General features: G+C 72.8%; 15 protein-coding genes and 1 pseudogene. 7 read left to right on the top strand and 9 right to left on the bottom strand.

Features of this window, described 5'->3' with window-relative positions:
• Nucleotides 1-20: 20 nt before the first annotated feature.
• Both ABZW32_RS03815 and ABZW32_RS03810 read right to left on the bottom strand, forming a co-directional pair.
• A complete protein-coding gene (locus tag ABZW32_RS03815) occupies nt 21-1073 on the bottom strand; it encodes an aldo/keto reductase (protein ID WP_356210720.1) in 1053 nt (350 codons plus the stop codon).
• 91 nt (nt 1074-1164) lie between these two features.
• The gene (locus tag ABZW32_RS03810) at nt 1165-2613 is read right to left on the bottom strand and encodes an MFS transporter (RefSeq protein ID WP_356210718.1); all 1449 of its coding nucleotides are present in this window, start codon (nt 2611-2613) and stop codon (nt 1165-1167) included.
• A gap of 52 nt (nt 2614-2665) precedes the next feature.
• On the opposite strand from ABZW32_RS03810, the gene dusB reads away from it, so the two are divergent.
• The 4 genes from dusB to ABZW32_RS03790 all read left to right on the top strand — a co-directional run bounded on the left by dusB (nt 2666) and on the right by ABZW32_RS03790 (nt 8879).
• Nucleotides 2666-3808: a tRNA dihydrouridine synthase DusB gene (dusB, locus tag ABZW32_RS03805; protein ID WP_356210715.1), complete on the top strand. Its 1143-nt coding sequence runs from the start codon at nt 2666-2668 to the stop codon at nt 3806-3808.
• Nucleotides 3809-4174: 366 nt separating this feature from the next.
• Nucleotides 4175-6883, top strand: coding sequence for a pyruvate, phosphate dikinase (ppdK, locus tag ABZW32_RS03800; protein WP_356210713.1), 2709 nt, complete (start codon nt 4175-4177; stop codon nt 6881-6883).
• Between the two features lie 423 nt (nt 6884-7306).
• Entirely contained in the window at nt 7307-8335 is a 1029-nt protein-coding gene (locus tag ABZW32_RS03795) for a winged helix-turn-helix domain-containing protein (RefSeq protein ID WP_356210710.1), read from the top strand.
• A gap of 139 nt (nt 8336-8474) precedes the next feature.
• Entirely contained in the window at nt 8475-8879 is a 405-nt protein-coding gene (locus tag ABZW32_RS03790; RefSeq protein ID WP_356210707.1) for a VOC family protein, read from the top strand.
• Nucleotides 8880-8885: 6 nt separating this feature from the next.
• Here ABZW32_RS03790 and nirD read toward each other — a convergent pair whose 3' ends face one another.
• The 3 genes and pseudogenes from nirD to ABZW32_RS03775 all read right to left on the bottom strand — a co-directional run.
• Entirely contained in the window at nt 8886-9218 is a 333-nt protein-coding gene (nirD, locus tag ABZW32_RS03785) for a nitrite reductase small subunit NirD (RefSeq protein ID WP_356210705.1), read from the bottom strand.
• The gene (nirB, locus tag ABZW32_RS03780) at nt 9215-11740 is read right to left on the bottom strand and encodes a nitrite reductase large subunit NirB (RefSeq protein WP_356210703.1); all 2526 of its coding nucleotides are present in this window, start codon (nt 11738-11740) and stop codon (nt 9215-9217) included. The genes nirD and nirB overlap by 4 nt, the downstream gene beginning before the upstream one ends.
• A 1-nt stretch (nt 11741) precedes the next feature.
• Nucleotides 11742-11870 (bottom strand): annotated as a pseudogene (locus ABZW32_RS03775) (NAD(P)/FAD-dependent oxidoreductase); the annotation flags it as partial.
• A gap of 265 nt (nt 11871-12135) precedes the next feature.
• Here ABZW32_RS03775 and ABZW32_RS03770 point away from each other — a divergent pair.
• Both ABZW32_RS03770 and ABZW32_RS03765 read left to right on the top strand, forming a co-directional pair.
• On the top strand, nt 12136-13431 hold the full coding sequence (locus ABZW32_RS03770) for a ferredoxin reductase family protein (RefSeq protein WP_356210701.1): 1296 nt from the start codon (nt 12136-12138) through the stop codon (nt 13429-13431).
• A gap of 448 nt (nt 13432-13879) precedes the next feature.
• A complete protein-coding gene (locus ABZW32_RS03765; protein WP_356210699.1) occupies nt 13880-14656 on the top strand; it encodes a TSUP family transporter in 777 nt (258 codons plus the stop codon).
• A 10-nt stretch (nt 14657-14666) separates the two neighbouring features.
• On the opposite strand, the gene ABZW32_RS03760 is transcribed toward ABZW32_RS03765, so the two are convergent.
• From ABZW32_RS03760 to ABZW32_RS03745, 4 genes are all read right to left on the bottom strand, one after another.
• On the bottom strand, nt 14667-15335 hold the full coding sequence (locus ABZW32_RS03760; protein WP_356210697.1) for a class F sortase: 669 nt from the start codon (nt 15333-15335) through the stop codon (nt 14667-14669).
• Nucleotides 15336-15492: 157 nt separating this feature from the next.
• On the bottom strand, nt 15493-16035 hold the full coding sequence (locus ABZW32_RS03755) for a hypothetical protein (protein WP_356210694.1): 543 nt from the start codon (nt 16033-16035) through the stop codon (nt 15493-15495).
• Nucleotides 16036-16212: 177 nt separating this feature from the next.
• Nucleotides 16213-17580, bottom strand: a complete 1368-nt coding sequence (locus ABZW32_RS03750) for a HAMP domain-containing sensor histidine kinase (RefSeq protein ID WP_356210692.1) — start codon at nt 17578-17580, stop codon at nt 16213-16215.
• Nucleotides 17577-18281: a hypothetical protein gene (locus ABZW32_RS03745; protein ID WP_356210691.1), complete on the bottom strand. Its 705-nt coding sequence runs from the start codon at nt 18279-18281 to the stop codon at nt 17577-17579. The genes ABZW32_RS03750 and ABZW32_RS03745 overlap by 4 nt, the downstream gene beginning before the upstream one ends.
• A gap of 169 nt (nt 18282-18450) precedes the next feature.
• Here ABZW32_RS03745 and ABZW32_RS03740 point away from each other — a divergent pair, with 169 nt between their 5' ends.
• Nucleotides 18451-18900, top strand: a complete 450-nt coding sequence (locus tag ABZW32_RS03740) for a gamma-glutamylcyclotransferase family protein (RefSeq protein WP_356210689.1) — start codon at nt 18451-18453, stop codon at nt 18898-18900.
• Nucleotides 18901-18906 lie beyond the last annotated feature (6 nt).

Raw genomic sequence — 18906 nt, 5'->3', positions numbered from 1 at the left:
GGTACGACCGTACCGCCCGCTCAGTGTTCGCTGTCCAGGTGGGCCATCTGGGCTGCCGGGTAGCGGTCGCCGGCCGCCGCTCCCGCCGGGACCGCCGCTTCGATGGCCGCGAGGTCCGCCGGGGTCAGCTCCACCCGCATGGCACCGAGTGCCTCGGCCAGCCGGTCCCGGCGCCGGGCCCCGACCAGCGGCACGATGTCGACGCCCTGGAGCGGGCCCTGGGCGAGCACCCAGGCGATGGCGGTCTGGGCGACGCTCACGCCCTTCTCCGCGGCCACCTTGCGCAGTGCCTCGACCAGATCGAGGTTGCGCTGGAGGTTCTCGCCCTGGAAGCGGGGGCTCATCCCGCGGAAGTCGCCCGGGGCCAGCTCGCGGTCGCGGGAGAAGTGGCCGCTGATCAGGCCGCGGGAGAGCACCCCGTACGCCGTGACCCCGATGCCGAGCTCTCTGGCGGTCGGCAGGATCTCCTCCTCGATGCCGCGGGAGATCAGGGAGTACTCGATCTGGAGGTCGGAGATCGGGGCCACGGCGGCGGCCCGGCGCAGGGTGTCGGCGCCGACCTCGGAGAGGCCGATGTGCCGCACGTGCCCCGCCTGCACGGCCTCGGCGATGGCCCCGACGGTCTCCTCGATCGGGACGTCCGGGTCGACGCGGGCGATCCGGTAGATGTCGATGTGGTCCCGGCCGAGCCGCTGCAGGGAGTAGGCCAGGAAGTTCTTCACGGCCGCGGGCCGGCCGTCGTACCCGGCGAAGCCGCCCTCGACGGTGCGCAGGGCTCCGAACTTGACGCTGGTCAGCGCCGCCTCGCGGGCGGCCGCGGGGGCGGTGCGCAGGGCTTCGTTGATCAGCAGCTCGTTGTGGCCCATGCCGTAGAAGTCGCCGGTGTCGAGCAGCGTGTTCATCCCGGCGGGGGCCGCCTCCAGGAAGGCGTGGACGGTCGCGAGGGACTCGGAGCGGTCGGCCTCGCCGTAGAGGGCGGACATGCCCATGCAGCCCAGTCCCAGGGGGAAGACGGTGGGGCCCGTGGCGCCGAGCGTGCGGGGGGTGGCGGTGGTGTTCTCGTGTGTCGTCATGGAACAACCATGGCATGACGGGTGACAGATTTCAATATCTGTCACCCGTCGGCATGAAGCGGCCGCGGTCCCGCTCCGGTCCTGTGGCCCGTCAGGCCACGGGGGGAGCGGCGGCCGCCGCCGGGCTGAGGGCCGGTTCGAGCTCGCGGGCCGTGCGCCGGGCCGTCGCGTCGGCCCAGGCGCCGGTCGTCGCCGCGCCCACCAGCAGGACCAGCAGCCCGCAGGCCGTGATGATCCACCAGGCGGGCCGGGTGGCCGCCGCGAAGTCCCCGCCGCCCGCCGTCCCGGCCGCCAGCACCGCGCCGATCACCGCGACGCCCAGCGCCCCGCCGGTCTGCCGGCTGGTGGAGGCCACGGCGGCCGCGACCCCCGCCTGGGCGCGCGGCATCCCGGAGATCGCCGTATTGGTGATCGGGGCGTTGACCAGGCCGAAGCCGATGCCGAAGAGCACGTACCCGGCGAACATCAGCGGGGTGGAGCCCTCCGCCGAGAACATCGCGAACAGCAGCCCGCTCGCCCCCATCGCCACCCCCGCGATCAGCAGCGGGAGCCGCGGCCCCCGGGTGGCGACCAGCCGGCCGGCCAGCGGCGCGCACAGGAACGCCGGCACGGCCATCGGCAGCATGTAGAGCCCGGCGTCGAGGGCGCCCAGCCCCCGTACGTCCTGGAGGTAGAGGGTGTTCAGGAAGAGGAACCCGGACAGCGCGGCGAAGGCGCTCACCGCCATCACCGTCGCGCCGCTGAACGGAGCGCTCCGGAAGAACCGGGGGTCGATCAGCGGCTCCGCGCGCCGGGGCTCGTAGACGATCAGCGCGATCAGCGCCGCCACGGTGGCCAGGGCGCAGCCGACGATGACCGGGGAGGTCCAGCCGGCCGCCGGGCCCTCGATGATCCCGTACGTCATCGCGCCGAGCAGGACCATGACCAGCAGCTGGCCCACCGGATCGGACCGGCGGGGGTGCTCGGCCCGGGACTCGGGGAGGTAGCGCAGGGTCAGGGCGAGGGCGAAGAGCCCGACGGGCAGGTTCACCCAGAAGATCGACCGCCAGCCGACGGAGTCCACCAGCAGGCCGCCGATCAGGGGCCCGGCGGCCATGGAGATGCCCACCACCGCGCCCCAGACGCCGATGGCGCGGGCGCGTTCCTTCGGGTCCGTGAACGTGTTGGTGATGATCGACATGGCGACCGGATTGAGCATCGAGCCGCCGACGGCCTGGACCATCCGGAAGGCGATCAGCCATTCGAGGGTGGGGGCGAGCGAGCAGAGCGCCGAGCCCGCGGTGAAGAGCACCAGGCCCGCCGCGAAGACCTTGCGGCGCCCGATCCGGTCGGCCGTGGACCCGGCCAGTATCAGCAGCGAGGCCAGGACCAGGGTGTACGCGTCGATCGTCCACTGCATGCCCGAGACCGAGGCGTGCAGTTCGTGGCGCATCGAAGGGAGCGCGACGTTCAGGACGGTGTTGTCGAGACTGACGATGAGCAGGCTCATGCAGCAGATCGCCAGGACGAGCACGCGCCGCCGATGACTCATGTGATGCATGCCGCCGATAGTACGTCTAACTAACAACAGGGGCATGCGCGACAATGGGGGGATGACCACGCTCCCCCCGCCGCTCGCGATCGGCCCGCACACCGTGCAGCCCCCGGTGGTGCTCGCGCCGATGGCCGGCATCACCAATGCCCCGTTCCGCACCCTCTGTCGCGAGTTCTCGGGCGGCAAGGGGCTGTTCGTGAGCGAGATGATCACGACCCGCGCCCTGGTCGAGCGCAACGAGAAGACCATGCAGCTGATCCACTTCGACGCGACGGAAAAACCGCGCTCGATTCAGCTGTACGGGGTGGACCCGGTGACGGTCGGCAAGGCCGTCCGGATGATCGTCGAAGAGGACCGCGCCGACCACATCGACCTCAACTTCGGCTGCCCGGTCCCCAAGGTCACCCGCAAGGGCGGCGGCTCGGCCCTGCCCTACAAGCGCAACCTGCTGCGCGCGATCCTGCGCGAGGCCGTCGCGGGCGCGGGCGACCTGCCGGTGACGATGAAGATGCGCAAGGGCATCAACGACGACCACCTCACCTACCTCGACGCCGGCCGGATCGCCGTCGAGGAGGGGGTCACCGCCATCGCCCTGCACGGCCGCACCACCGCCCAGCACTACGGCGGGACGGCCGACTGGGAGGCCATCGCGCGCCTCAAGGAGCACGTGCCGGAGATCCCGGTGCTCGGCAACGGCGACATCTGGTGTGCGGAGGACGCCCTGCGCATGGTCCGCGAGACCGGCTGCGACGGCGTGGTGGTGGGGCGCGGCTGCCTCGGGCGGCCGTGGCTGTTCAACGACCTGGTGGCGGCCTTCGAGGGCAGGCCCGAGGACTTCCACAAGCCCGTGCTGCGCGAGGTCGCGGCCACGATGGTCCGGCACGCGCAGCTGCTGGGGGAGTGGATCGGCGACGAGGCGCGCGGGGTGATCGACTTCCGTAAGCACGTGGCCTGGTACCTCAAGGGCTTCGCGGTGGGGTCCGAGATGCGGGGGAAGCTGGCGGTCACGTCCTCCCTGGCCGAACTGGACGCTCATCTGAGCGAGCTCGATCTGGATCAGCCGTGGCCCGAGAGCGCGGACGGTCCGCGCGGCCGGACGTCCGGAAACAACCGGGTTGTCCTGCCCGAGGGCTGGTTGAACGATCCGTACGACTGCGCCGGCGTGAGCGAGGACGCCGAGCTGGACACCTCCGGAGGCTGACAAATCGCCCTCCGTGCGGCGTGATATACGCCACGCATGGGAGGGGTTTCGCTCAGATGAGCACATAAGTCACGGGTAAGACTTTCAAAGGGTGGCACTGGGTGCCACCCTTTGTGCGTTCAAGTCTTGAACGCAAATGTATCGATGATCGCTCATCCGAGCGTGATCAGGCCTCAAAGCCCCCCTCTCCCTTCGGGTTCTGAACGCGGTGACGGGGTTTTCCTTACCCGTGAGTTACTTTCGATCTGGTGGCGCACGGGTGGTTACAGCCGCATGACGGCCAAGTGGACGTACCCAGAAGCCTTCGATCTGGGTATGTTCCTGGCCGTCAGGGCAGCCACCCGAGTCCTCGAGGAGTCGAGACCCGTGTCGGAAAACAAAGATCAGAAGTTCGTCTACGACTTCACCGAGGGCAACCGGGACCTCAAGGACCTTCTCGGCGGCAAGGGAGCCAACCTCGCCGAGATGACCAACCTTGGTCTCCCCGTGCCCCCCGGCTTCACCATCACCACCGAGGCCTGCAAGGTCTACCTGGAGAGCGGCTCGGCCCCGGCCGAGCTGCGCGACGAGGTCGGCGCGCACCTCGCCGCCCTCGAAGCGAAGATGGGCAAGAAGCTCGGTCAGTCGGACGACCCGCTGCTGGTCTCCGTCCGCTCCGGAGCCAAGTTCTCCATGCCGGGCATGATGGACACGGTCCTCAACATCGGCCTCTCGGACGAGTCCGTGGTCGGCCTCGCCGCCCAGGCCGACAACGAGCGCTTCGCGTGGGACTCGTACCGCCGTCTTATCCAGATGTTCGGCAAGACCGTCCTCGGCGTCGAGGGCGAGCTCTTCGAGGACGCCCTCGACGAGGCCAAGGCCGCCAAGAAGGTCACCGTCGACACCGACCTCGACGCCGCCGACCTCAAGAAGCTGGTCAAGGCCTTCAAGAAGATCGTCTCGAAGGAGGCCGGCCGCGAGTTCCCGCAGGACGCCCGCGAGCAGCTCGACCTCGCCGTCGAGGCCGTCTTCAACTCCTGGAACACCGACCGCGCCAAGCTCTACCGCCGCCAGGAGCGCATCCCGAGCGACCTGGGCACCGCGGTCAACATCTGCTCGATGGTCTTCGGCAACCTCGGCCCCGACTCCGGCACCGGCGTCGCCTTCACCCGTGACCCGGCCAGCGGCCACGCGGGCGTCTACGGCGACTACCTGCAGAACGCCCAGGGCGAGGACGTCGTCGCGGGCATCCGCAACACCGTCCCGCTCGCGGACCTGGAGGCCATCGACAAGGCCTCGTACGACCAGCTCATGGCAATCATGACGAAGCTGGAGACCCACTACAAGGACCTCTGCGACATCGAGTTCACCATCGAGCGCGGTCAGCTGTGGATGCTCCAGACCCGGGTCGGCAAGCGCACCGCCGGTGCCGCCTTCCGCATCGCCACGCAGCTCGTGGACCAGGGCCTGATCGACGAGGCCGAGGCGCTCCAGCGCGTCAGCGGCCACCAGCTGGCCCAGCTGATGTTCCCGCGCTTCGATGAGAGCGCGAAGACCACCCTGCTGGGCCGCGGCATCGCCGCCTCCCCGGGCGCGGCGGTCGGCAAGGCCGTCTTCGACTCGTACACGGCCGTCAAGTGGTCCCGTTCCGGCGAGAAGGTCATCCTGATCCGCCGCGAGACCAACCCCGACGACCTCGACGGCATGATCGCCTCCGAGGGCATCCTGACCTCGCGCGGCGGCAAGACCTCGCACGCCGCCGTCGTCGCCCGCGGCATGGGCAAGACCTGCGTCTGCGGCGCCGAGGAGCTCGACGTCGACACCAAGCGCCGCCGCATGACGGTCGGCGAGACGGTCATCGAAGAGGGCGACGTCGTCTCCATCGACGGCTCCACCGGCAAGGTCTACCTCGGTGAGGTACCCGTCGTACCGTCCCCGGTCGTGGAGTACTTCGAGGGCCGCATGCACGCCGGCGCCGACGACGCCGACGAGCTGGTCGCCGCCGTGCACCGGATCATGGCCTACGCGGACCGCGTGCGCCGCCTGCGGGTGCGCGCCAACGCCGACAACGCGGAGGACGCGCTGCGCGCCCGCCGCTTCGGCGCCCAGGGCATCGGCCTGTGCCGCACCGAGCACATGTTCCTCGGCGAGCGCCGCGAGATGGTCGAGCGCCTGATCCTCGCGGACACCGACGAGGAGCGCGAGGGCGCCCTGTCGGCCCTGCTGCCGCTGCAGAAGAAGGACTTCACCGAGCTGTTCGAGGCGATGGACGGACTGCCCGTCACCGTCCGGCTGCTCGACCCGCCGCTGCACGAGTTCCTGCCCGACATCACCGAGCTGTCGGTCCGCGTCGCCCTCGCCGAGTCCCGCAAGGACGCCAACGAGAACGACCTGCGCCTGCTCCAGGCCGTGCACAAGCTGCACGAGCAGAACCCGATGCTGGGTCTGCGCGGCGTCCGCCTCGGCCTGGTCATCCCCGGTCTGTTCGCCATGCAGGTCCGGGCGATCGCCGAGGCCGCGGCCGAGCGCAAGAACGCCAAGGGCGACCCGCGCGTAGAGATCATGATCCCGCTCGTGGGCACCGTCCAGGAGCTGGAGATCGTCCGCGACGAGGCCGACGGGGTCATCGCCGAGGTCGAGGCCGCCACCGGCACCAGCCTCAAGCTGTCGATCGGCACGATGATCGAGCTGCCGCGCGCAGCCCTGACCGCCGGCCAGATCGCCGAGGCCGCGCAGTTCTTCTCCTTCGGTACGAACGACCTGACCCAGACGGTGTGGGGCTTCTCCCGCGACGACGTCGAGGCCAGCTTCTTCACCGCGTACCTGGAGAAGGGCATCTTCGGGGTCTCGCCCTTCGAGACCATCGACAGGGACGGCGTCGGCTCGCTCGTGCGCCACGCGGTCCAGCAGGGCCGGGCCACCCGCCCCGACCTCAAGCTCGGCGTCTGCGGTGAGCACGGCGGCGACCCGGAGTCGGTGCACTTCTTCCACGAGGTGGGCCTCGACTACGTCTCCTGCTCGCCCTTCCGGATCCCGGTGGCGCGCCTGGAGGCCGGCCGCGCCGCCGCCGAGGCGAAGGGCTCCGACAGCCGCTGAGCCCCGCCGGGAGCGGCCTCTGCCGCTCCCCCCTGACCGCGCCCGCCCCCGGTGGCCTGACCTCCGGGGGCGGGCGCGCCTTCATTTCGAAGGCGGCGGCGGAGCCGGGTATCGCCGCATATTCAACGAAGTCTTTACGGCGCCAGGCGGTGGACGGATCCCCACCCGTCCACCGCCTGCCGCCTATCTGCCAGGCACGTCGGCGCTTCCCTGTGCGACCGACCGCCAGGCCCCGCAAAGCCCCCCACGGCCTTCACGGAGCGTTTCGGTCGCACCGGAGTGTGCCTGGCGGAGTACAGGATTTCGCTTGTCACGCCCCTGCCGAAAGGGGTTTCAACTGTGGCCGAAAGGGCGTGGTGACCACGTGTGACGGCATGCATACTCATAGGGCGGGGGGATTGCGGTTGCACAGCTGGGGGTTCGGTGCTTCGTATCCATTTCACTGGAGTGGACCTGGCACGCGTACGGATGGCAGGACGTCCCGATGCGTTGTGGGAAACGATTCTGAGTTTTCACCGCTTAAGAGACCGGCGCGATGTCCGGTTGTTCGGTGAATGGCGTACGGAAACCCGTAGCCGGTTGAATGGTGAAACAAGGCTGCTGGGTGCGCTCATACCCGCGCGCGGCTATTTCCCGGATTTCCTGACCCCCGCCGAGGGGCAGTACGGATGGGACGTGGGCCTCGACGCCCTGCGCGGGCTCCGGCCCGAACGGCTGCGGCGCGAGCTGTCCCTCGTGGGCGCGGGCGCCGGGACGGGCTTCGGGGCGGCCTTCGGGACCCCTACGCCGGCCCGGTTGCGGGAGTTCATCGACGGCGGCACCAAGCACCTGCCCCGGCTCCTGGGCGAGCTGCGGGGCTACCACCGCGCGGCCGTGGAGCCGTACTGGACCCACATCCAGGCCCAGATCGAGGCGGAGCGCGCGGCGCGCGGCCGGGCGCTGCTGGACGGCGGCGCGGACGAGCTGCTCGCCTCGCTGCCGCCGATGCTGCGCTGGCGGGCCCCGGTGCTGGAGTGCGAGTACCCGGTGGACCGGGACGTACGGCTGCGGGGGCGCGGGCTGCTGCTCCAGCCCTCCTTCTTCTGCCGGCGCACCGCGGTGACCCTGCACGACCCGGAGCTGCCGCCCGTGCTCGTCTACCCGGCCGCGGCCCAGCTGGCCTCCTCGACGGCCGGCGGCGAGGCCGCCCGACCCGCGGAGGAACAGCGTCAGCGGACCCTGGGCAAGCTGGTGGGCCACACCCGCTCCGTGGTGCTGCGGGCCATCGGCGACGGGGCGACCACCAGCGAACTGGCCCGTCGGGCCGGGGTCTCCCTGGCGTCGGCGAGCCAGCACGCCTGCGTGATGCGAGAAGCCGGCCTGGTGACCACCCTGCGCCACGGCAACGCCGTCCTGCACACCGTCACCCCCCTGGGCGCGGCCCTCCTCAAGGGGGGAGCCGTGGTGTCCTGAACCGGTGCACACGCCTCTGACCTGCGGTTTCGTGGCGCTGCAAAGAAACTTCGAAAAAGTTTCCCGCGGAGCGATGAGTTCTCCGGAGGCCCGCGGTCTACCTCTCGAAAGCACCACACGAGAGAAGAGGGACACCGAGATGGCCACCATGATCTTCGTCAACCTGCCCGTCAGCGACCTGGAGGCCACCAAGGCGTTCTGGGGCAAGCTCGGTTACTCCTTCAACGCGCAGTTCACCGACGAGAACTGCGCGTCCATGCCCATCACCGAGAGCATCGTCGCGATGTTCCTCACCGAGGCCCGCTACAAGGACTTCACCCACAAGGCCATCGCCGACGCCACCACCACCTCCGAGGTGCTGCTCTGCCTGAGCGCCGAGAGCCGCACCGCGGTCGACGCGCTGGTGGACGGGGCCCTGGCGGCCGGGGCCACCGAGCCCCGGCCCGCCCAGGACCACGGCGTCATGTACGGCCGGGCCTTCGACGACCTCGACGGCCACACCTGGGAGATCATGTGGATGGACCCCTCGATCGTCCAGGGCTGACCCGCGCTACGAGGCCGCGGCGGTCCGCACCGGGTACGTCCGGACCGCCACCTCCTCGTCGTCCAGGCAGCGCCCCGACTCCAGGTCGAAACGCTGCTTGAGCAGCGGCGAGGCCACGAACGGCCGGCCCGCCGCCCAGCCCAGGAGTCCGCGCGACAGGACGTGCGCGCCGGTGAAGGGGTCCTGGTTGCCGATCGCGTACGGGCGCCCGGCGCGGTCGAGGAACACGGCGGCCTGGCTCCCGTCGGGCAGCAGGGCGGCGACCCCCCGCCCCGGGATGAGCGAGGACAGCTCGCACACCGTCAGCCAGCCTTCCGCGACCCGCAGTTCCACACTCATCGGACGGGACCTCCCACGGTCAGGACGGCCAGGTCGGGCTTGACCTGGTCGCGTTCGGGCACGAACTTCACGGTCGGGTCGGGGGTGCCGGGAGCGTTGACGAAGGACACGAACCGGCGCATCCGCTCCGGGTCCCGCAGGGTCTCGGCCCACTCGTCGCGGTAGTGCGCGACGTGGTCGGCCATCAGCGCCTCCAGTTCCGCGCACAGTCCGAGCGAGTCGTGCACGATCACGTCCCGCAGGTGGTCCAGGCCCCCCTCCAGCCGGTCCAGCCAGGTCGACGTGCGCTCCAGCCGGTCCGCGGTGCGGATGTAGAACATCAGGAACCGGTCGATGAGCCGGACCAGTTCGGCGTCCGACAGGTCCTGGGCCAGGAGGTCGGCGTGGCGCGGGACGGCCCCGCCGTTGCCGCCGACGTAGAGGTTCCAGCCGTTCGCCGTCGCGATGATCCCGAAGTCCTTGCTCTGGGCCTCGGCGCACTCGCGGGTGCAGCCCGAGACGGCCGACTTCAGCTTGTGCGGGGCGCGCAGGCCCCGGTAGCGCAGCTCCAGGTCGATGGCCATGCGGACGCTGTCCTGGACCCCGTAGCGGCACCAGGTCTGCCCCACGCAGGACTTCACCGTCCGCAGGGCCTTGCCGTAGGCGTGGCCGGATTCGAATCCGGCGTCGACCAGGCGCGCCCAGATGCGGGGGAGCTGGTCCACGCTCGCGCCGAAGAGGTCGATGCGCTGGCCTCCGGTGATCTTCGTGTAGAGGCCGAAGTCGCGGGCCACCTCGCCGATCACGATCAGCCTGTCGGGGGTGATCTCCCCGCCGGGGATGCGCGGGACGACCGAGTAAGAGCCGTTGCGCTGCAGGTTCGCGAGGAAGTGGTCGTTGGTGTCCTGGAGGGCGGCCTGCTCCCCGTCCAGGACGTAGCCGCTCGCCCCCAGGGTGGGGGCGAGGGAGGCGATGACCGAGCCGACGGCCGGCTTGCACACCTCGCAGCCCTCGCCGCCCCGGGCCTCCTCGCGGCCGTGACCGTCGAGGATCTTCCGGTACGAGGTGAGGCGGCGGGTGCGGACGATCTCGTAGAGCTCGGCGCGGGTGTACGGGAAGCAGCCGCACAGCCCCTTGTCGGCGGCGGCCGGCAGCAGTTGGCCGATCACCTTCAGGCAGCCTCCGCAGCCCGTGCCGGCCTTGGTGCACTTCTTGACCTCGGGCAGGGTCGCACAGGCGGTGATCGCCTTCTTGGTGACGTTGTGGCAGGAGCAGATCACCGCGGTGTCCGGGAGCGAGGCCGGGCCCAGCCGGGTCGCGGGGCCGAGCCCGGCGGGCAGCACCAGCTGCTCCGGGGCGACGGGCGGGACGCTGCCGGTGAGCGGGCGCAGCAGCCCGTACGCGTCGGCGTCGCCGACCAGCACCCCGCCGAGCAGGACCCCGTCCGGGGAGACGACCAGCTTCTTGTAGACGCCGTTGCGCGCGTCGGACCAGACCACGTCCAGGCTGTCGGGCGAGGCTCCGTGCGCGTCGCCGAAGGAGGCCACGTCCACGCCGAGCAGCTTCAGCTTGGTGGACAGGTCGGCCCCGGTGAACTCCCGCTCGCGGCCGAGCAGGTCCTCGGCGGCCGTCTCGGCCATCTCGTAGCCCGGTGCGACCAGGCCGTACACCCGGCCGTCGCAGGCCAGGGCGCATTCTCCGATGGCGTAGACCCGCGGGTCGGAGGTGCGGCAGCGGGAGTCGACCGCGATCCCGCCGCGTTCGCCGACGTCCAGACCGCAGTCGCGGGCGAGCCCGTCGCGGGGGCGGACCCCGGCGGAGAAGACGACGAGCTCGGTGTCGACGGTGGAGCCGTCCGAGAGGCGCATCCCGGTGACCGCGCCGTCCTCGCCCGTCAGCACCTCCTGGGTGCCGACGCCGGTGTGCACGGTCAGTCCCATGGACTCGACGGTCCGCAGCAGGGCGGCGCCGCCGCCCTCGTCCACCTGGACGGGCATCAGCCGGGGCGCGAACTCCACGACGCGGGTGGCGAGTCCGAGGCCCTTGAGGGCCCCGGCCGCCTCCAGGCCGAGCAGGCCGCCGCCGACGACGGCGCCGGCGGTGCGCGTCCTGGCGTACTCCTCGATCGCGAGGAGGTCCTCGATCGTGCGGTACACGAAGCAGCCCGGGGCGTCCTTGCCGGGGACGGGCGGCACGAAGGGGAAGCTGCCGGTCGCCAGGACCAGGGCGTCGTACGGGAACACGCGCCCGGAGCGGGAGGTGACGGTACGGGCGTCCCGGTCGATGCCCTCGGCGGGGTCGTCGAGGTGCAGCGCGATGCCGTGCCGCTCCATGAACCCGTCCGGGACCAGGGACAGGTCCTCGGGGGTGCTGCCGGAGAAGTACGAGGTCAGGTGTACGCGGTCGTAGGCGGGCCGGGGCTCCTCGCAGAGCACGGTGATCCGGTGCGTGGCGGTGGCGCCGCGTTCGGCGAGGGCCTCCAGGTAGCGCTGGCCGACCATGCCGTGGCCGATCAGCACGATCGCGGGCAGGGGCTCGGTCATGTCAGTGGCCTCCGTCGTCGGTGAGCAGGTGGAACAGGTCGTCCGGCGATGCGTCGCCCTCCCGGCCGCGGGCGAGGGCGCCCACGGCGCAGAGCCCGCCCGGCAGCACCCCGCCGACGAGGCGGTGGCCGTCGGCGAGTTCGACCCCGGTGACCCGCCGGGCGGCGCCACCCAGCCGGGCGGCGGGGGCGTCCGGGAGCCCGCCGCCGATCACCGCCACACGCTGTTGCGAGGTCATGGCACGAGCGTGCGGGCCCGCTGTTTCCCCGCCGCATCACCCCTGTTACCCGGGCGGAACGCCGACCTCAGCGCCGGGATTAAGGGCCGGTGAGGCCTTCCTCAAGGCGCCCTTAAAGACCACCGGGAGGGCTCCGGAGGCCCTTAGCGTGGGCGCCATGCGAGATGTGGCGGTGCGGGTCAAGGGCGGGATGCTGGGCGGCGCGGGGCTGGTGGTCCTGCTCTGGGCCGCCCAGGTGCGGCCCTCGGCCCGGCTCGACGCGCTCTTCGCCACCGCCGCGCACCTGACCGGGCTGCTCGCCGGGTACGGGATCCTCGTGCTGCTGTTCCTGATGGCCCGGGTGCCCGCCGTGGAGCACGGCGTCGGCGGCGACCGGCTCGCCCGCTGGCACGCGCTGGGCGGCCGCCACGTGCTCCTCCTCTGCCTCGCGCACGGGATCCTGGCCCTGCTCGGCTACGCCGTGCACGAGGGGGCGGACGTGCTCTCCGCCGGCCGCGGGCTGCTCGGCTACCCCGCGCTGGCGGCCGCCGCGGCCGGGACCGTTCTCCTGGCCGCGGTCGGCGCGACCTCCGCCCGCGCCGTACGCCGCCGCCTCGCGCACGAAACCTGGCGCGGGGTGCACCTGGTCGTGTACCTCGCCGCCGCCCTGGCCTTCGGGCACCAGCTCGCCGGGCCCGATCTGGCGGTGGCCGCCTGGTTCTGGGCCCTGGCCCACTCCCTCGTCGGCGTGCTGCTGGTCTGGTACCGGGCCGTCGTGCCCGTACGGCAGGCCCTGCGGCACGCGCTGCGCGTCGCCGAGGTGCGCGCGGAGGGTCCCGGGGTGGTCTCCGTCGTCGTGCACGGGCGGGACCTCGCGGAGCTGCGGGCCGAGCCGGGACAGTTCCTGCGCTGGCGGTTCCTGCGGCGGGGGCTCTGGTACACGGCGCTGCCCTTCTCGTTGTCCGCGCCGGTCAGCGGCGCCACCCTGCGGATCACCGTCAAGGGGCTCGGCGGGCACTCGCGGCGGATCCGCCGGCTGCGCCCCGGTACGCGGGTCCTCGCCACGGGGCCGTTCGGGGCGCTCACCGCCGCCCGGCGGACGCGGTCCAAGGTGCTGCTGATCGCGGGCGGGGTCGGGATCACCCCGCTGCGGGCCCTGTTCGAGACGCTGCCCGGCGGGCCGGGGGACATCACCCTGCTCTACCGGGCCGGGGCCGAGGAGCAGCTCGTGCTGCGGGACGAGCTGGAGGTCATCGCGGCCCGGCGGCGGGCCGGGCTGCACTACCTGCTCGGACCGTCCGACGGCGCCTACGACCCCCTGGCTCCGAGGGCGCTGACCGCGCTCGTCCCGGACCTGGTGGAGCACGACGTGTACCTGTGCGGGCCGCCCGGGATGGCGGAGGCGACGCGCCGCGCGCTGTTGCGGGCCGGGGTGCCGGCCGGGCGCGTCCACAGCGAGTGCTTCAGCTTCTGACCCGGCGGCGGACGGCTCCCGGCTGCCCGCCCCGGGATTCCGCCCCCGGCTTCCCCCGCATCCCGCGGCTTCCCCCGGCTTTCCGCCGCCGCGTTCCCGATCCGCTTCCGAGAGGTTTCCCGCGCCATGCGCCACCCCCTGCACGTTGCCGTGCCCGTGTCCCACCCGGCCGCCGCCGCCCCCCGCGCCGCCGTCCGGCACCGCAAGCCGCGCCGGGGCTCCGTCCCGCCGGCCGTGTTGGCCGGGCTGGTCCGGGTAGCGCCCGCCCGGCGGCTCGCGGCCGGGCTGGGGCTGGCCGGCGTACTGGTCGCGACCGCGCTGACGGCATGGGTGGAACCTGCTGCTCCGGTGGCTCCGGACCGGGTGCCGGCCGGGCGAAGCTCAACCTTTGCGCAAGTTTCCCGGGATTGATGGAACGTGCATCGAACCAGTCCCTAGGGTCGGGTCCGTGCCTGACATATCAATCACCATGATCATCGTGCTGTGCGTGGCCGCAGCCGCCGCCGGCTGGATCGACGCGGTGGTGGGCGGCGGCGGACTGCTGCTCCTGCCCGCCCTGCTGCTCGGCCTGCCGCACGCCCACCCCGCCACCGTGCTCGGCACCAACAAGGCGGTGGCCATCGTCGGCACCACCGGAGCGGCCGTCACCTACGCGCGCAAGGCCCCGGTCGACGTGAAGCTCGCCGTCCGGATCGGTCTGGCCGCCCTCGCCGGATCGATGGGGGGCGCGGCCCTCGCGGGCGGGATCAGCAAGGACGCGCTGCGTCCGCTGATCATGGGGGTGCTCGTGGTGGTGGCCGCCGTGGTGATCTTCAAGCCCGGTTTCGGCGCCGCCCCCTCCGCCGAGCCCGTCTCCCGGCAACGGGTGCTGCTGGCGATCGGCCTGGCCGGCCTGGGCATCGGCTTCTACGACGGCCTGATCGGGCCCGGCACCGGCACCTTCCTGGTGCTGGCCCTGACCGCCCTGCTCCACCTCGACCTGGTGACCGCCTCCGCCACCGCCAAGATCGTCAACGTGTGCACCAACGCCGGGGCGCTCGCGATGTTCGCGTACCAGGGGATGGTGCTGTGGCAGCTGGCCGCGCTGATGGCGGCCTTCAACCTGGCCGGGGGGATGATCGGCGCCGGGATGGCGCTCAAGAAGGGCAGCGGTTTCGTCCGCGGCGTCCTGCTGACGGTGGTGGGCGCGCTGGTGATCAAGCTGGGCTTCGAACAGTGGGGATGACCGGCGGAGGTCAGTACGTACCGGTGAGGTGCGCGAAGACCACCACGTTGCCCTGGTAGCCCGTGCGCGGCGAGAAACCGCCGCCGCAGGTGATCACCCGCAGCTCCGCGCGCGGCGAGGGGCCGTAGACGCGCGCGTCCGGGAACGCCTTGGCGTCGTAGACCTCGACCGCGTGGACCGTGAAGACGGCCGTGCGTCCGTCCGCGCGGGCCACCTCGATCAGGGCTCCCCGGCGTAGCGCGCCCAGGTGGTAGAAGACTGCCGGGCCGCTGGCGTCGTCGACGTGTCCCGCGATGAGGGCCGTGCCCGTCGCGCCGGGAGTGGTCCCGTCCCGGTACCAGCCCGCGAGGTCGCGGCGGGTCGGCGGGGGCACTTCGAGACCGCCGGCCTGGTCGAGGCCGAGTCCGGTCAGCGGGGCGTCGACGCGGATGGACGGGATCCGGATCCGGGTGGGCGGGGAGCCGGTGAGCGGGGCGATGGCCCCCGGGTAGCGGTCCTGTGCGCTCAGCGCCTCGGCGGGGGAGGGCAGCGGGGGCCCGACGGGCTCACGGGAGCCGCTGGTCACGAGCCAGATGCCGATGCAGGCGGCGATCGCGACCAGCCCGGCGGGACCGCGCCGTCCGGTCGGGCCCGGGCCGGCCGCGGGGCGCCCGCGCGGGCGCCGGAAGCCGCCGTGCATGCGAACCCCCTCGTCGTGCCGTGCCGTTCGTGCCGTTCCGTGGGCTGCCGTTCGCAGGACTGGCCGTCGCCCGGCCCCGCGAACGGGGGGACCTCGCGGGGCGGGCGACGGGGGGCGGTACCGGTCGGACCACGGCCGGGGCCGCGGTGGGCGCCCGTCAGCTCCGCGTGCCGCTCGCCCGGCGACGCAGGAGCCAGGTACCGCCGACGGCGGCCGCGGCCAGGGCGACCGCTCCCGCCGTGATCTTGGCGGGGTCGGTGGTGGTGGTCGTGCCACCGCCCACCCCGGTCTGCACGTGGCCCTGCGGGCCGTGCTCGGTGACCACCAGGTCGCCGGTGGCGAACTTGCCGTTCGCGCAGGTCGCGCCGATGCCGTAGGTGCCCGGCCGGAGGCCGTGGTCGACCCGGAACTGTCCCTCGACCACTTCCTTGTGCGTGCCGGGGGCCAGCTTGAAGCGCCCTCCGCCGACGGTGCTGGCGTCACCCTCGGCGAGGCTGCCGGAGCCGCAGGCCTTGGTGTTCACGGTGACCGTGGCGCCCGGGACGGCGGACTTCGGCCAGACCTCCAGCACGGCGAAGTCCCCGGGCGCGAATCCGGCCATGCCGAGGTCCGCGGCGGCCACCGCTCCGGCGACCGGGCCGGCGAAGGCGACGGCGGTCAGCGCGGTGGCGGTGAGCACGTGGGCGGTGCTGCGGCGCATGGGTACTCCTGGGGACACGGGGTCGTGTTCCGAGGAAAACCGGCCGGTCCGGGGCGCGCCTGCTGAAGCATCGTCAGATTTCCCGCCAGGTGACCCGCGGGACGGGATCCGCGCACGTCAGACCCCTTGGAAGGGCATCAGGGTGCCCCCACCCCGTCCGGGTGACGAGCCCCTTCCTCACACCCGCGGAAGGGTCACCGTGGCTGCCGCGCCCGAGGGGTCCCGGTTCGACAGGGTCACGGCGGCGCCGATCACCTGGGCCTGGCCGAAGGCGATGGTCAGGCCGAGCCCCGTGCCCTGGCCGCGCTCCGCCGCGCCCGTCTTGAACCGCTGCGGGCCCTCCCGCAGCAGGCTCTCGGGGAAGCCCGGCCCGTGGTCCCGTACGGTCACCGAGGCCCCGGACACCGTCACCGTGATCGGCCCGGCTCCGTGCCGGCGGGCGTTGAGCAGCAGGTTCGTCAGGATCCGCTCCAGGCGCCGGGCGTCCGTCCGCACCAGCGCGCCGCCGCCGCGTCCGTCCTCCGTGTCCTGTGTGCCCGTCGCGTCCGTCGCGTCTCTCGCGTCTCTCGTGTCTCTCGTGTCCTTCGTGTCCTCCTCGTCCTCCGTGGCCGACAGCCGTGCGCTCACGCCCGAGCGCCGCGTGATCGAGGCGACCAGCGGCCCCAGCCGGTGCTCCTCCAGCTGCGCCTCCTCCCGGTTCGCGTCGAGCCGGGCCACCTCCAGCAGGTCCTCCGTCAGCGTCCGCAGCGCTCCCACCCGGTCGCGCACCAGCTCCGTCGGCCGTCCGGGAGGCAGCAGCTCGGCCGCCGTGTGCAGACCCGTCAGCGGGGTGCGCAGTTCGTGCGCCACGTCCGCCGTGAACCGCTGCTCCGCCTCCAGTCGCCGCTGCAGGCTCGCCGCCATCGTGTCGACCGCCGAGGACAGCTCGGCGACCTCGTCGCGGCTCCCCGGGACCCCCGAGGCCCCGATCCGCGCGTCCAGGTCGCCCGCGCTGATCCGCCGGGCCGTCTCCGCGGCCGACCGCAGGTCCTTGCTGAGCCGACTGGCCAGCAGCGCCCCGCCCACCGCGGAGAGCGCCACCACCCCGGTCCCGGACGCGATCAGCTGCCCGTCCAGCTCCGCCAGTTCGGCCTGCTCGGCGGTGAGCGCCTGCCGCACCGACAGCACCCGGCCGCCGCCCACCGGCCGCGCCGCCCACACGGCCGGGTGCGGACCGGACAGGTCGAGATAGGTGGTCCGGCGCCCGGCCAGGGCCGCCTCGCGCAGCGCCGTCGGCATGTCGGGGCAGTCGATCCGGGCGTGGGCCTCCCCGACCTTGTCGAAGTCGAGCCGGCCGGTCAGTTCGTAGACCTGCCGTACGCGGATCAGCTGCTCGGTGGCGCTCTTGCGGGCCGCGTCGGCCACCTGGCCCACCCGCGCCTGGTGGATCAGGACGCCGATGGTGGCCGCGGCCAGCGAGCAGCCGACGGCCAGCAGCACGGCGATCTTCCAGCGCAGTCCCGCGGCCCGCAGCAGCCGCCGGCCGCGGGCCGGCAGGACCCTCACCGCGGGGCCCGTCCGTCCGTGCCGGCGCGCTCCGAGGGTCCGGGGGCCTCGGGGCCGCGGCTCGGGCCGGACTTGTTGAAGCGCCGCTCGTCGCTGACCACCGTCATCCGCTCGCCGTCCCAGCGGTAGCGCACGGCCTGCTCGGATCCGTCGTCGGCGGCGATCCGGATCAGCAGGTCCTGGCCCAGGGACTCGACGGCCATCCGCCGCCCGACGGTGAACAGGATGGGGACGATCCGCTCGCCCCGGGCGGTGTAGACGCTCAGCGCGGTCCGCCCGGTCTCGGTGTCGGCGGCGATGAGGAGGTCCTGCTTCCCGTCGCCGGTCACGTCGAGTAGGACGGCCGGGCGGACCCCGGCCCGCCCCGGAGCGTCGATCCTCCCCTTGGCCAGGAACGGCTTCATCCGCTTGTCCGCCCGTACGACGTCCAGCTCGTTCACCGCCGCGAGGCCCTCCGGACCCACCTCGGGCGCGCCCGTCAGGGGTGCCGGGGGCGGCTGCCGGGTACCCGTCGCGACACCCGCGGCCGCGGGCGAGCCCTCGGCCCAGGCCGGCCAGAGCGTCCGCGGCAGCGGCTGGAGGGAGACGGGGGCCACGGGCTCGCCGACGGCCAGTCCGCCGGGTGCGGCGCACCCGCCCAGGGCGAGCGCGGTGGCGGACAGCAGCAGGACGGCCGTGGTGCGGCGGGGTGATCGCGTCATGGGGAGGGAACCGTCGGAGGTGGGGAGGGGGCGGCTTCGACCGTAGTCGGCGACCGTCACGGGGGCCGGGAGATCGTGTAACAGCGGTGCGTACGGTGGTGGTCCGCGCACAGGTCGGGACCTTCGGCCCGGAGCGCGGACTGCCCAGTGTCAGTCGAGGGAGGGCCTTGTGACATCGGTCGATCGGCCGGAATCCGGCGTACTGCCGTTCTTCGTGTACGGGACGCTACGGCCGGGAGAGGTCAACCACGAGCTGTTCCTGCGGGGCCGCACGGCGGCCGAGGAGCCCGCCCGGCTGCCGGACGCGGCGCTCTACGAGGGGCCCGGCTACCCGTACGCCGTCGAGCGACCGGGCTCCGCCATAACCGGGGAGCTGATCACCCCGGTGCCGGGCGCGTACGGGGAACTGCTGGCCGCGCTGGACCTGCTGGAGGAGTACGCGGGCCCGGGCCGCCCCGGGAACGTCTACGACCGGGTCGCCCGCGCGGCCGTCCGCCCCGACGGCACCCGCGTCCGCGCCTGGGTCTACCTGGCGGCGGCCCCGCTGGCCCGGCGCCTCGCCGCGTCGGGCACCGAGATCCCGGGCGGCGACTGGTTCCGCCGAGGCGACCGGGTGTAGCCGCCG

This window comes from Streptomyces sp. NPDC004667, from assembly GCF_040609475.1.
In the GTDB taxonomy this organism is placed as follows: domain Bacteria; phylum Actinomycetota; class Actinomycetes; order Streptomycetales; family Streptomycetaceae; genus Streptomyces.
Note: the sequence above shows the minus strand (reverse complement) of the source record. Positions and strands in the feature narration are given on the sequence as shown.

What these genes read in the sequence shown, in the direction of transcription:
- ABZW32_RS03815 (WP_356210720.1), bottom strand. Translation starts at nt 1,073, where the DNA reads ATGACGACACACGAGAACACCACCGCCACCCCCCGCACGCTCGGCGCC.
- ABZW32_RS03810 (WP_356210718.1), bottom strand. Translation starts at nt 2,613, where the DNA reads ATGCATCACATGAGTCATCGGCGGCGCGTGCTCGTCCTGGCGATCTGC.
- dusB (WP_356210715.1), top strand. Translation starts at nt 2,666, where the DNA reads ATGACCACGCTCCCCCCGCCGCTCGCGATCGGCCCGCACACCGTGCAG.
- ABZW32_RS03790 (WP_356210707.1), top strand. Translation starts at nt 8,475, where the DNA reads ATGGCCACCATGATCTTCGTCAACCTGCCCGTCAGCGACCTGGAGGCC.
- nirD (WP_356210705.1), bottom strand. Translation starts at nt 9,218, where the DNA reads ATGAGTGTGGAACTGCGGGTCGCGGAAGGCTGGCTGACGGTGTGCGAG.
- nirB (WP_356210703.1), bottom strand. Translation starts at nt 11,740, where the DNA reads ATGACCGAGCCCCTGCCCGCGATCGTGCTGATCGGCCACGGCATGGTC.
- ABZW32_RS03770 (WP_356210701.1), top strand. Translation starts at nt 12,136, where the DNA reads ATGCGAGATGTGGCGGTGCGGGTCAAGGGCGGGATGCTGGGCGGCGCG.
- ABZW32_RS03760 (WP_356210697.1), bottom strand. Translation starts at nt 15,335, where the DNA reads ATGCACGGCGGCTTCCGGCGCCCGCGCGGGCGCCCCGCGGCCGGCCCG.
- ABZW32_RS03755 (WP_356210694.1), bottom strand. Translation starts at nt 16,035, where the DNA reads ATGCGCCGCAGCACCGCCCACGTGCTCACCGCCACCGCGCTGACCGCC.
- ABZW32_RS03745 (WP_356210691.1), bottom strand. Translation starts at nt 18,281, where the DNA reads ATGACGCGATCACCCCGCCGCACCACGGCCGTCCTGCTGCTGTCCGCC.